Source organism: uncultured Halomonas sp. (assembly GCF_947501415.1).
Taxonomy (GTDB): Bacteria; Pseudomonadota; Gammaproteobacteria; order Pseudomonadales; family Halomonadaceae; genus Halomonas.
On sequence record NZ_CANMVL010000013.1, the window covers coordinates 89,521 to 102,425 of the forward strand.

The window sequence follows — 12,905 nt, forward strand, 5'->3', positions numbered from 1 at the left end:
GGCCCTTGCACAGGGCCGGCGCAAGGTAGTCGTTGTCAACCCAGGAGAAACAGGAGTCTTCTCATGCAGACCAGACGCTACCGCAAGATGCTTGCCCCCGCCCTCCTCGCCATGGCGATCGCCCCGCTGGCACTCCAGGCCAGCGCTGCGCCCGGCGACGGCGAGCGTGCCGAGAGTCGCCAGCAGTGGCAGGAAGCCCGCGCCGAACGCCACGCCGAGAAACGCGCTGAACTCTTCGAGCGTGCCGGACTCGATGCGGAGACTCGCGCAGCCCTCGAGAGCGCCCACCGCGAACATCGCGAAGCGATGGCCGAGCTGCGCGAGGAGCATCGTGAGCGTATCGACGAGTTGCTCAGTGACGAGCAGCGGAGCGCTCTCGACGAGGCACGCCGCGAGATGCACGAGGAGCACCACGCCAGCAGGCACCAGCCCTCGGCCGAGGTCCTGCAGCACCGCATGCGTGCGATGGTCGACGGCTGGGACCTCTCCGACGAGGAGCGTGACGAGCTGCGCGAACTGCGCCAGGCTCACTATGCCGAGATGGCCGAATTGCGCGATCGTGACTTCGACTCCCGTCAAGAGCGTCGCGAGGCTTACCAGAAACTCCGCGACGAGCACCGAGCCGCACTGGCCGAGCTGCTGAACGATGAGCAGTTCGAGGAGATGCAGCAGACCGCCCGCATGGCCCACGGCAAGCGGCACGGCCACCACGCTGGCAATGGCAATGGCAATGGCAATGGCAATGGCAATGGCAATGGCAATGGCAATGGCAATGGCAATGGCAATGGCAACGACTGATACGCTACGCTGAACCAGTAGTGGAAGAGGGCCGGGGCACACCCGGCCCCTTTTCATGCTGGCTGATGACTGCTGGCTGATGACCGATAGCTACCGGATCTTGCCAATGACGACTGACCGCAGACACCAGGGACCGGCCTTCAAGGTGGCCTTGGTCGGAGGCATCCTCACCACCCTGGCGGCCCTGGCGATGGCCCTGTCTGGCCCGGCCTATCGCATGGATCTGCTTACTCTGGGAAATGCCTTCGGCCTGCTGCGCTACGGTGCCTTTACCGCCCTCGGCGCTGCGGGACTGGGTCTGGTGGCTCTGCTGATTGCCCTCGTCACTCGTCGCGCCCTGCCCGCACTGCTCGGCAGCCTGGTGATACTGGCCGGTGGAGCACTGGTCGCCATACCCTGGCTGCAGCTTCAGCAGGCCCAGGCGGTGCCGCCGATCCATGACATCACCACCGATATGCAGGACCCGCCCGCCTTCGTGGCTCTTATCGAGGCACGCAGGGCCGCGCCCAATGCGGTGGAGTATCCCGGCGAAACGACCGCACAGCAGCAGCGCGACGCCTATCCGGCGATCCAGCCGTTGATACTCGATGCGCCTCTAGAGGCGGTACGAGAGGCCGCCGAAGCCGGGGTAGCCAGTGCCGGGTGGGACGTTGCCGCGGTCAGTGACACAAGAATCGAGGCCACGGCAACCACGACCTGGTTCGGTTTCAAGGATGATGTGGTGATCCGACTGAACGAGACGGATGACGGCACTCGGGTAGACATGCGCTCCGCCTCCCGGCTGGGGGTCAGCGACGTCGGCACCAACGCGGCGCGCATCCTGACCTTTATGGACGACCTGGTGCGACGCCTGGAGTCGGCTGACTAATCTTTCGGGGCTCGCCGTTGGGCCGACCGACAGCGCCAGGCCGGCCCGACACATTATTCGAAGGTGGCACAGACGTCGGTCTGCTCCGCTGGCCGATGAGTTTCTTCATGCGTCAGTGCTTCGCTGGTCGCCTCCAGCGATACGCTCCACTGATGATCGGTGCCCTTGGGGTCACAGGCCCCTTCGCTGCCTCCACCGAAGTTGGAGTCGATCCAGTAGTGCACCTCGTAGCTGCCGTCCTCCTTCAGCACGCCGGGAAAATCAAGCGAGAAGGCCGGGGCCTCATCGGCGGAGACGGTACCGGATTTCGTGGCTATCACGTCGCCGGTGCCTGCATCGACGACAGCCGCATGGACCTCCTGGCCGCCATGCGCCCCATTGAAGGTCCCATCCCCCTCGAAGGTGAGATCATGGCCATCGTTGGCCATGATCAGGGGAGCGGCGAACAGCAGGGAAAACAGCATGCACCGTAGCGGAGTCTTGCCAGTAAGCGTTGAAGTGGTCATCTTGCACCTCTTGAGCGTATCCAGATGAGCGATCGGGTCCTGTGGACCTAAGCCCAGCGTAGTCCATTCTCGTTACCACCTCGCTTCATCCTGGCAATGCTCCGGAGGAATCAGAAGAGGAACAACGGGCTAGCATTCAGATAGGCCCAGGTCTGGTTCACCCGTATTGTCAAGCGAGCCGGGCAGCCTTGCGGCATCGCAACATAAAGGCGTAACGTAATAGCTCCGCTCTTTAGCAAGCAAAGGAGTTGCCATGTCTCGCTCCTCCGATAACGAGGGTTACCGGGTTCCGCTTCCTGGCAGCGCCCTTGTTGCCGCCTGGCGCCGGGGCTACGGCCTGGCCGAGCTGCGTCGCGACCTGCTCGCCGGGTTGACCATCGGTATCGTCGCCGTCCCGCTCTCCATGGCGCTGGCCATCGCCACCGGCGTTCCCCCCCAGCACGGCCTCTATACCGCCATCGTCGCCGGCGCGATCATCGCCCTCACCGGCGGCTCGCGCTTCAACGCCTCCGGCCCCACCGCCGCCTTCGTGGTGATCTTGTTCCCCATCGTCGCCAACCACGGCATCGGCGGACTGCTGATCGCCACCCTGATGGCCGGACTGATCCTGATGGCCCTGGGCCTGGCGCGACTGGGTAGCCTGATACAGTTCGTCCCCTACCCGGTGGTACTGGGCTTTACCGCCGGTATCGCCGTGGTCATCGCCCTGTTGCAGCTGCCGGACTTCCTGGGGCTCTCGCTCGAGCTTGGCGAAAGCACGCCGGGCAATGCGCTGCGAATCCTGAAGGCGTTGTCCGAGCTGGCCCCCGCCGAGCTGAGCATCGGCCTGATCACGCTCGCCACCCTGGTGCTGTGGCCGCGGCTCAAGCTGCCGGTTCCTGCCCCGCTGGCAGGGCTCGCGGTGGGTACCCTGGCGGCCCTGGCCGCGGGAGCCGCCGGCATCGAGATCGACACCATCGCCTCGCGCTTCAGCTGGACCCTTCACGGCGAGAGCGGCAGCGGCATCCCGCCTTTCGCTCCGAGCCTGGTGCTGCCCTGGCAGCTTCCCGGTCCGGACGGCACTCCGCTGGTGGTTGACTTTGACCTGATTCGCGAACTGCTGGGCCCGGCTCTCGCCATCGCCATGCTGGGCGCCATCGAGTCGCTGCTGTGCGCCGTGGTGGCCGATGGCCTTACCCGCTCCCGCCATGACCCCAATGCCGAACTGGTGGGCCAGGGGTTGGGCAATATCATCGCGCCCTTCTTCGGTGGCATCACCGCCACCGCGGCACTGGCACGCACCGCTACCAATATCCGCAGTGGCGCCTTCTCTCCGCTGGCCGCCGTCATTCATGCCCTGGTGGTACTGCTGGCGGTAGTACTGCTGTCGGGAGTGCTGGCCCTGGTGCCCATGGCGGCACTGGCTGCCCTGCTGTTTATCATCGCCTGGAACATGAGCGAGGCACGGCACTTCGCCCACACCCTGAAGAGTGCCCCGGCCAGCGATGTTGCCATCCTGGTGATCTGCTTCGCGCTGACGGTGGTGTTCGATATGGTGCTGGCGGTGGCGGTGGGCATGGGACTGGCGGCGGCGCTGTTCATCCGTCGCATGGCCGAAGTGACACAGACTCGTCGGCTCGACGAGAGTGATCATGACGGCAACATGGACCTGCCACCGGGAGTGGCTCTCTACGATATCGACGGCCCGCTGTTCTTCGGCGCCGCCGAGAAGGCGATCTCGTCGCTGCAGGTAGTCGATAGGGAGATCCGCGTGATGCTGCTCGATATGCATGATGTGCCCAGCCTCGACGCCACCGCCATCGTCGCCCTGCGGACCCTAGCCGAGGAACTGCATGAGCGCGGCATCGGCCTGGTATTCGTGGGACTGCCGGCCCCGCTGATCCTCAAGTTGCGCCGCGCCGGCCTGCACCGTGAAGCGGGCCGATTGGCGATGGTGACCAACCAGGGCCATGCACTACGCCTCGCCGAACGCTGGCTGGCGGGCTCATCGGGCTAGGCCACCCGGCTGCGTAGGGTCCAGGGGAGACTGGCCGTCAGGGTAACTTCTCGACCATAGTAAGAGAACCCACGGCCACTCGATGAGGTCACCATGGCCGCACTACCCGACTGGCGGGTGAGCCGCTGGCTCAACTGCGACACGCCCCTGACGCTCGGTATGCTGCGGGGGCGCGTGGTACTGGTCCATGTCTTCCAGATGCTCTGTCCCGGCTGTGTCCTCCACGGCCTGCCGCAGACCCAGCGGATTGCCCGCCGGCTGGTCGATGTTCCGCTGAGCGTGGTGGGGCTTCACAGCGTCTTCGAACACCATGACGTGATGACGCCCCATGCGCTGGCGGTCTTTCTGGCCGAGAACCGCTACGCCTTCCCGGTCGGCGTCGATACCGCCAGCCGCGATGACGATCCTCGACCATATACGATGCGCGCCTGGGCACTGGAGGGCACTCCCACCACGCTGTTGATCGATATCCGCGGCCGGCTCCGCTACCGTCACTTCGGCATCGAGGAGGATCTGACGCTGGGCGTGCATCTGGGCCAGTTGCTGCAGGAGGCCGAAAGGCTCGGTGCGAGCGGACCCCAGGGGACGGCGGACGACGCGAGGAGGTAGAATCACGCTGCCGCCAAGAGAAGACTCTCCTCGATACCGACAGGATCCCCAATGCCTCGAGTTCGCTCCCGCCCTACCCCTCTGCTGATCCTGGCCACACTCTCCTTGTTGCTTGCCGGCTGTGGCAACGACAACGAAGTGGGCGATGTCTCGCTGGGCCTGTTCACCACCAAGGACATCAAGATCGAGAGGCTCACCGACCCCAAGGTTCCCGGGGTGACCTGTCACCTCAGCAATATCGAGGCCGACCTCGACTTCGCCGACCCTTCCGACAGCAGCCTTGCCTGCCGCCAGACCGGTCCCATCACCCCCGCCATGCTGGCGGATATCGACACCTCGGCGAGTGGCGAGCTGCTCTATCGCCGATCCAAGAGTGTACTGTTCAAGAGCCTCAAGGTGCGCCGCATCTTCGACGCCGACAACCAGACGCTGCTGTATCTGGTCTACAGCACCAAGGAGACCAGCGGCAGCTTCAAGCATGCCCTGAGCAGCGTGCCACTCTGGAACACCCAGGCCTGGCAGGCACCCGTCGGCGAGTAGGGAGGGGGTCGGCCACGCCGGATGGCGCGGCCGACGGGATCGAAGCCATTCGGAGCAGCGCCCCGAATGGCATGAGGTTAGAAGAAGCCCATCGGATTGATGTCGTAGCTGACCAGCAGGTTCTTGGTCTGCTGGTAGTGCTCGAGGGCCACCTTGTGGGTCTCTCGACCGACGCCGGACTTCTTGTAGCCGCCGAAGGCCGCATGCGCCGGATACTGGTGGTAGCAGTTGGTCCATACGCGACCGGCCTGGATGCCACGCCCCATGCGGAAGGCCACATTGATGTCGCGACTCCAGACGCCGGCACCGAGGCCGAACTCGGTATCGTTGGCGATCGCCAGCGCCTCCTCCTCGTCCTTGAAGGTGGTCACCGCCACCACCGGCCCGAAGATCTCCTCCTGGAAGACGCGCATCTTGTTGTGGCCCTTGAGCAGCGTCGGCTCGATATAGAAGCCCTTGTCATAGGCCGGATCGAAGCTCGCCTTGTCACCGCCGGTGAGCACCTCCGCCCCCTCCTCCCGGGCGATATCCATATAGGACATGATCTTGTCGAACTGCTCCTGGGAGGCCTGGGCCCCCACCTGGACATCGGTATCCAGCGGGTTGCCGCGCTTGATCTGCCCGACCTTCTCCATCACCTTGGCCATGAAGGCGTCGTACATGGACTCCTGGATCAAGGCACGGGAGGGGCAGGTGCACACCTCACCCTGGTTGAAGAAGGCCAGCACCAGCCCCTCGGCGGCCTTGTCGATAAACGCCGGTTCGGCATTCATGATGTCGGCGAAATAGATGTTCGGCGACTTGCCACCCAGCTCCACGGTGGAGGGAATGATGTTCTCGGCGGCACACTTGAGGATATGCGCGCCTACCGGGGTCGAGCCGGTGAAGGCGATCTTGGCGATGCGCGGGCTTCCGGCAAGCGCCTGGCCCGCCTCGGCACCGTAGCCATTGACGATATTGACCACGCCCGGGGGCAGCAGATCGCCGATCACCTCCATCAGCTTGAGAATCGAGGCGGGCGTCTGCTCGGCGGGCTTGAGCACCACGCAGTTGCCCGCGGCCAGGGCCGGCGCCAGCTTCCAGACGGCCATCAGCAGCGGGAAGTTCCAGGGAATGATCTGCCCCACCACGCCCAGCGGCTCATGGAAGTGATAGGCCACGGTATTGGCGTCGATATCGGCGGCGCTGCCCTCCTGGGCACGAATGCAGCCGGCGAAGTAGCGGAAGTGATCGACGGCCAGCGGCAGGTCGGCGTTGAGGGTCTCGCGAACCGCCTTGCCGTTGTCCCAGGTCTCGGCGACCGCCAGCATCTCGATATTCTGTTCGATGCGATCGGCGATCCTGAGCAGTATGTTGGAGCGCTCCGCGGCGGAGGTCTTGCCCCAGGCCGGTGCCGCGGCATGCGCCGCATCCAGCGCCTTGTCGATATCCTCGGCGCCGGAGCGGGGAATCTCGCAGAATACCTCGCCGTTGACCGGGCTGACGTTGTCGAAGTACTGCCCCTTGACCGGCGGAACGAACTCGCCCCCGATATAGTTGCCGTACCGCGACTCGAAGTCGACGACCGCACCGGACTGGCCCGGGTTGGCATAGATCATGGCATGCTCCTGAGTATTATCGTTGTATGGACACTGCCCTGCCATTCTTGGTCGTGACAGCAACCGATGACATACTCCGTTGGTCGAAACCACTCTCCTTGACAGCCACTCCTCTGGACTGGCTCTTCCACTGAATCTCAGGCCTGAGACATTTCGTCCCAATGATCCAGGGAGACCAGAGTGGTGGTGAGACGGACTTGCAGCGCTTCGAGAACCGGGGGTATCGACGCCAACTCTCCTTCGGCAGCCAGGCGTTCGATCCGCGCCGCCAACTCCGCTACCGTTACCGTCCCCAGGCTCGAGGACTCCCCCTTCAGCTGGTGCGCGGCATGGCGCAATCGGTCGGCGTCACTCGACGCGAGTGCCGAGGTGATCTGAGCGAGGTGCGCCCCGCTCTGGTCGCGGTAAAGCGCCACCAGCCGCGTAAGCCCCGGTTTTCCGAGAGAGTCGAGCAGAGAGTTCAGGACCCGAGGATCCAGCAGCGCCTGCTGGCTCATGACCAGCGGCTCCCCCGGCTCTCCCTCGTCGCCCCCCAGGTGACGCCTCAACACCTCCAGCAGGGGCTCCGGGAGCAGAGGCTTGGCAAGATAGCCATTCATCCCCGCGGCCAGACAGCTCGATGGCTCGCCTCCCGGGCCGCCGGCGGTCATCGCCACGATGGGCACCTCGGTCAGCCAGCCCTGGCGCCGACGAAGGCGGCGAGTCACCTCCAACCCATCCATATCCGGCATCTGCACGTCCATGAAGATCAGGTCAAACTGCCGTTGCCGGGTCAGGGTCAACGCCTCGCTCCCCGAGTCGGCCAGGCTTACCCGGCAGCCCAGCCGCTCGAGCATCGCACGGGCGACCCGCTGGTTGACGGGGTTATCCTCCACTACCAGCAACTCTGCCCCCGGCAGGTGCTTCCCGGAGAGTTGCCTGCTCGCGCTGCGCCGCGCAGCGGCGTCCCGCACCGGCTCGGTGGCGGGCACCAGCGGCAGCAGGCACCAGAAGCGGCTGCCGATCCCGGGCTCGCTCTGCATGTCGAGGCGTCCCCCCATGGCGTCGATCAGACGACGCGAGATCGCCAGGCCCAGGCCGGTGCCACCGAAGCGTCGCGCGATGGAAGCATCGCCCTGCCGGAATGGCTCGAAGAGATGCTTGTGTTGCTCGGCTGGGATGCCGCACCCCGAATCACGCACCTCGAGGCGCAGGGTATCGGCACCCTCGGGCGTCGCCTCGACAATGACCTCCCCCTCCCCGGTGAACTTCACGGCGTTGGACACCAGATTGAGCAGCACCTGGCGCAGTCGCGCCGGATCCCCCATCACCCAGGCCGGCAGCTCCTCGGAGATTCGCGCCTCGAGTCCGATCCCGCGTGACTCGGCGCGCGCCATGAACACCGTCACCGCCCCCTCCACCAGCGTGGCAAGCGATAATGGCTGGCACTCCAGATCGAGATGCCCGGACTCGATCTTGGAGAAGTCCAGCAACTCATTGATCAGCCCCAGCAGCAGGTTGGCGCTGTCATGAAGGGTGGTCGCATACTGACGAGGTCGCTCCGCAAGAGGCTCTTCCAGCAGCAGGTCGCTCATGCCGATGACACCGTTGAGAGGCGTGCGGATCTCATGACTCACCGTGGCCAGGAACTCCGACTTGGCCTGGTTCGCCGACTCGGCACGTCGCACGGCTGCCTGTAGCTGATGGCTGAGTATTTCCAGATCACGGCGGGCAGTGGCATTGTCGCGGGCCTCGCGGAACAACATGACCGCAACCAGCAGCGCGGAGAAGCTCATGGCCAGGATCAGCAGCAACAGCAGGCCATGGAGTCGTTGCTGTTGACGACGCTGGAGGGTCGCACGCTCGGCCAGGTAGCCATTGACGGCAATCACCAGGCGCTCGGTGCGGCTTCCCAGTATCTCCAGACGCTCCTCGAGACGCTGCCGGCTTTCGGTAGTGAGCGCCTCGAGCTCGCCGATCATGCCGTCCAGCTCACCGATCCGGCGTTCGATATCCTCGAGCAGCTCGACTACCGCGGGTGCCTTCGCCAACAGTTCGGCAACGCCACTCTGCCCCAGCATATGCATGCGGCTATAGAACAGCTCGAAGCGCAGCCGGAGCCCGTCGAGGGTGGCATCGGGCTGTACCAGATAGCTGCGCATCTGGACGGTTTCACGGTCGATCCGATAGGCGTGCCAACCGGTCCCCTCGGCGACTCTGCCCACCAGGCTATCCTGGCGCCAGGCAACCAGGCTGACCACGATCAGGGCCGCGGCAAACAGCACCAGGGCGCTGATCGCCCCCAGCCTCAGCCGCAGGGGCAACCTCAACATCCGCCACCCCCTGTCGAGTGCGCCCAATCACCGCATATGCAATCAGCGCACATGAATGCTGGCCACATGCCATACCGAACGAAAGCGCACCGCTTCGGTATGCAGCTCCGGATGATCACCGAAGGGATAGAGCACGAAGAGCGGGCCGAGTTCGCGTATCGGCATCGGCTCGCCATCACGACTCATGGCCAGAATCACGTCATAGTCATGCAGCTCCTGAACGGGAATCTCCGCTCGAAACTTGTTCAGGGCCTGCACGACGATACTATCGCCCTGCGCCCCCACCGCCGCGAGCACCTCGCGCATCAGAGGGCCCCGAAAGCAGCTGGTCGCACGGTGCCATGGGGTTCGAGTACAGACCGTCAGTGGCGAGAGACTCCCCAGCAGCTCGCGGTCGAAGTGCGCCTGGCTGCCGGCATTGGTGTGGGTGATATTCCCGGTGACGGTCAGCAACACCTCGCCTTCCGGCGCAGGCAGCCCATCGCCGATAGCGGATGCGGGCAGACCGGCCAGCAGGAAGGCGAGGCAAATAACGATCGTCTGGCGCATGACGGCCATCCCCTTCAATCGAGTTTGGTGCGTCAGACTACGCGATCACATCGGTATGGTCAGGTGAACGCACCCACGCATCATGCGACGTATCGATGCGGGGCTTCAGGCTCTCGCCGCCAGAGCGTTGAGAGCGTGACCGGCGTTCTCGGTTTGTCAGGGGAACGTTTGCCCGCTGACAACTGCCCGTCCTTGCGGCGGGTCAGCTTGTATTTCCAGGCCCAGTAGCGGGCGCCGATGTTGTAGCTGGCATTGAGATCCGCATTGTATTGCTTGCCGTTCTGGAAGGTGGCGAGTTCGTGCTGCGCCTTGTCCCGCTTGATGCGACCCGAGCCATCGAAGGCCCAGGAGGAGGTGCCTCGCGGGTAGACATGGACGACCCGGCCGCCGGCCTCGACCATCTTCTGCTCGATCAGCGTGGCCAGTCGGCGATGCAGCCAGTGGTGGAAGCGCTGGCGCAGTCCCGACCGCTTCTTGCCGGCCCTGGGCCGCCAGCCCTTCAGATCCTCCAGCACGATCACATCGGCCCCATGCTCCAGGGCGAAGTCGACCAGTCGGCGGGAGGTCTGCTGGGCCATCTGCTCGTTGATGTGCTGGGCCTTGCGGTACCACGTCCGCCCAAACCCTTTCGAGAGCTTGGCGGTCTTGCGCGCCTTGCGGCGGATCAGCGTGGCGCGCTTGTCACGACGGTCCATGTCCGCGGCGGGGTGGAAGCCCCCCCTCGCCGCGACGGTGCCGTTCGGTGTCACGATGCTGGCCGTGGCCAGCGTATTGATCCCCAGATCAACGGCGCAGACGCGCTGTCGATCGGGAAGAGAGGGTGGCGTCATCTCTACCGGCACTGCCAGGTGGCAGCGCCGGTTGAGTACCAGCGTCGGTGATTTGATGGTACCCAGGTGATGCCGTTGGCGTACCGCCTTGATGGCCACCTCATGCCACAGCCACTCATTGCCGTCCCACAGCTTCAGGCTGGCAGTCGTGAACTCAGCATCGAACTTGACCAACTGCCCGCGGTACATCACCGGATAGCAGCCGGCGATCGGATTGAAGCGTGGTGGCTTGGCGTCGCGGCGAGCGCGATCGCCCGACTGCCAGGCCCGATAGCGGGTCAGGTAACTGGATACCTGGCCCTTGACAAACTCGATGGCCGCCCGGCGAAGGTAGGACGGGAACTTGTAGAAACGCTTGGCGAAGTAGAGGTGGCGAGGCGAGGGGTTTTTCTTGGTAGGGTGCATCAGCCGCTCCACGGCAGCGGCAAAACTCGGTGCCTGCTGTAGCGATGGCCAGTTGCTCAGTACCACCACCGACAACGCACGGCAGAACTGTCGGTATTCCGCCAGCGTCAAGCGCACCAGGTGTCGCTGCTGCGCCGTGGCGTGTAGAGGCCACTTGTCCGTGCGAATCAAGGTTCGAGTCATGGAAAAAGGCTAAGCCATTAGCTGATATTTATCCAGTAAACGCCTTGGCTTTTGCCAAGGCTCGCCGCTTAACTAGCGCATCACGCTCCGCGTCGATGCGTAGGATGCGCGGCCGATTTGCTCAACGAAGGCCGGGGGCATGGTCGCCCCCGGCATGATGCCTGGTCGAAGGAGAGTAACGACGGTCAGCCGTGGAGGTCGTGCTTCTCCTCCCGGGGCTTGATGACCACCAGGTCCTCGTAGGCATGCCAGCTGGCGAAGCCCAGCACCGGCAGGATAAGCGCCAGACCAATATAGAAGGTCAACACCCCGACCAGCACACAGCCGGTGAGAATCGCGGCCCAGAGCAGCATCGGACGGAAGTTTCTGGATACCGAACGAATGCTGGCCTCGATGCCCTCCATGAAGGTCAGATCCTGATCCATCAGGGTCGGAATGGCCACTACGCTGATGGCGAAGGCGCCAAAGGCCAGGATGCTTCCCAGCACGGTACCGACGGCGATCATGCCGAGCCCCTGGGGGGTTGTCAGCAGGGCGGCATAGAGATCCGTCGGGCTTGGCACCTCGAAGCCGAAGAAGAGGGCAAACAGCAGGGTCGCCACACGAATCCAGGCGAGGAAGAAGATCATCATCATGACCCCCATCATCGCCAGCTGGCCGGCATGGGGCCGCCAGGCGCCGAAGGCATCCCCAAGATGCGGGGCGCGACTGGCCTCCAGTGCACGACTGATGCCATAGGAGCCTACCGCCACCAGCGGGCCAATGAACATGAAGCCCGCCACCAGCGGGAGCAGCCAGTGCCACAGGCCCAGATAGATGGCGCCGACGGTAACGGCGATACTCAGCCCCACCCAGAACATGCCGTACGCGAGACTGACGACGGCAGCCTGGCGAAAATCCTCGATGCCGGCGGCGAGCCAGGCCCTGGGTCGCTCCATGCCGACCGGCTGGATGGTGATCTTCACGCCGGGCCCTGCCGACGCGTCCCGTGATTTCTCAGTTGCCGCATTCATGAGTCACCTCTCTTCGCCGACGAGTGCCCGACCGACTCGGGCGCCGCGTGGATGGCCTCGGATCATCACCGGGTCATCGAAACGCATTAACGAGGGTCTATCGTTAACTATGCCTTAATCTAGTTGATCGGGATCAACTCTGCCGGAAATCGCGCCGATCTCATTCCACGCTCAGGTCACTGCCAGAACGCAGAGGGCCCCGACGCGATGTCGAGGCCCTCTGCGAAACCGAATGGTGCGGCAGGATGCCTGCCGCGATCAACGCACGATCATTACCGATACCCTGGAGTGGTGTACCACATGCTCGGCATTCGGCCCCAGCACGTAATCGGCGAACTTGCGCTTGTTATGGGAGGCCATCACGATCAGGTCCACCTCGAGCTTCTTCGCCGCCTTGACGATCGCCTCCCAGGGCGAGCCATCGACGATGACGCTCTGGACCGTGATATCGTCAGGCACGTGCTCGCGAATAAACTCGTGCTGCGCCTCGGTGATCGCCGCATGGGCCTTCTTGGCGAAATCCTTGGGAAAATAGGAGCCGACCAGCGGCATGCGGTAGTCCGGCAGCACCGTCACCACATGCAGCGACGCTCCGAAGCTGCGGCACAGCGCCAGCGCCGTCGGTAGCGCCTTGGCCCAGGAGGCCTCCTCGTTGAGGTCCACCGTCAACATGATCTTCTGATACATGACACTCTCCC

General features: G+C 64.3%; 12 protein-coding genes. 5 read left to right on the top strand and 7 right to left on the bottom strand.

The genetic code is table 11. The features are described from left to right. Window positions 1-63: 63 nt before the first annotated feature. Both Q0894_RS10835 and Q0894_RS10840 read left to right on the top strand, forming a co-directional pair. Window positions 64-798, top strand: coding sequence for a hypothetical protein (locus Q0894_RS10835; RefSeq protein WP_299235055.1), 735 nt, complete (start codon window positions 64-66; stop codon window positions 796-798). Window positions 799-904: 106 nt separating this feature from the next. Then, the gene (locus tag Q0894_RS10840; protein WP_299235058.1) at window positions 905-1,666 is read left to right on the top strand and encodes a DUF1499 domain-containing protein; all 762 of its coding nucleotides are present in this window, start codon (window positions 905-907) and stop codon (window positions 1,664-1,666) included. 53 nt (window positions 1,667-1,719) lie between these two features. Here the strand turns inward: Q0894_RS10840 and Q0894_RS10845 are convergent, their stop codons facing one another. Then, the gene (locus Q0894_RS10845; protein ID WP_299235061.1) at window positions 1,720-2,172 is read right to left on the bottom strand and encodes a hypothetical protein; all 453 of its coding nucleotides are present in this window, start codon (window positions 2,170-2,172) and stop codon (window positions 1,720-1,722) included. 253 nt (window positions 2,173-2,425) lie between these two features. On the opposite strand from Q0894_RS10845, the gene dauA reads away from it, so the two are divergent. The 3 genes from dauA to Q0894_RS10860 all read left to right on the top strand — a co-directional run bounded on the left by dauA (window position 2,426) and on the right by Q0894_RS10860 (window position 5,317). Then, complete coding sequence (gene dauA, locus Q0894_RS10850; protein WP_299235064.1) at window positions 2,426-4,168, top strand: C4-dicarboxylic acid transporter DauA; 1,743 nt, start codon at window positions 2,426-2,428, stop codon at window positions 4,166-4,168. 93 nt (window positions 4,169-4,261) lie between these two features. Then, window positions 4,262-4,777, top strand: coding sequence for a TlpA disulfide reductase family protein (locus Q0894_RS10855; protein ID WP_132042932.1), 516 nt, complete (start codon window positions 4,262-4,264; stop codon window positions 4,775-4,777). A 51-nt stretch (window positions 4,778-4,828) separates the two neighbouring features. Next, a complete protein-coding gene (locus tag Q0894_RS10860; protein ID WP_299235069.1) occupies window positions 4,829-5,317 on the top strand; it encodes a CreA family protein in 489 nt (162 codons plus the stop codon). Between the two features lie 77 nt (window positions 5,318-5,394). Here Q0894_RS10860 and Q0894_RS10865 read toward each other — a convergent pair whose 3' ends face one another. From Q0894_RS10865 to Q0894_RS10890, 6 genes are all read right to left on the bottom strand, one after another. After that, on the bottom strand, window positions 5,395-6,915 hold the full coding sequence (locus Q0894_RS10865) for an aldehyde dehydrogenase family protein (RefSeq protein WP_299235072.1): 1,521 nt from the start codon (window positions 6,913-6,915) through the stop codon (window positions 5,395-5,397). A 137-nt stretch (window positions 6,916-7,052) separates the two neighbouring features. Then, the gene (locus Q0894_RS10870) at window positions 7,053-9,227 is read right to left on the bottom strand and encodes an ATP-binding protein (protein ID WP_299235075.1); all 2,175 of its coding nucleotides are present in this window, start codon (window positions 9,225-9,227) and stop codon (window positions 7,053-7,055) included. A gap of 42 nt (window positions 9,228-9,269) precedes the next feature. Next, on the bottom strand, window positions 9,270-9,776 hold the full coding sequence (locus tag Q0894_RS10875) for a molybdopterin-dependent oxidoreductase (RefSeq protein ID WP_299235078.1): 507 nt from the start codon (window positions 9,774-9,776) through the stop codon (window positions 9,270-9,272). 80 nt (window positions 9,777-9,856) lie between these two features. After that, complete coding sequence (locus Q0894_RS10880; RefSeq protein WP_299235080.1) at window positions 9,857-11,182, bottom strand: transposase; 1,326 nt, start codon at window positions 11,180-11,182, stop codon at window positions 9,857-9,859. 197 nt (window positions 11,183-11,379) lie between these two features. Further along, the gene (locus tag Q0894_RS10885) at window positions 11,380-12,207 is read right to left on the bottom strand and encodes a DUF2189 domain-containing protein (protein WP_132044363.1); all 828 of its coding nucleotides are present in this window, start codon (window positions 12,205-12,207) and stop codon (window positions 11,380-11,382) included. A 258-nt stretch (window positions 12,208-12,465) separates the two neighbouring features. Further along, window positions 12,466-12,894 carry a universal stress protein gene (locus Q0894_RS10890; protein ID WP_132044365.1) on the bottom strand — a complete coding sequence of 143 codons (429 nt, stop codon included), beginning with the start codon at window positions 12,892-12,894 and terminating at the stop codon, window positions 12,466-12,468. Window positions 12,895-12,905 lie beyond the last annotated feature (11 nt).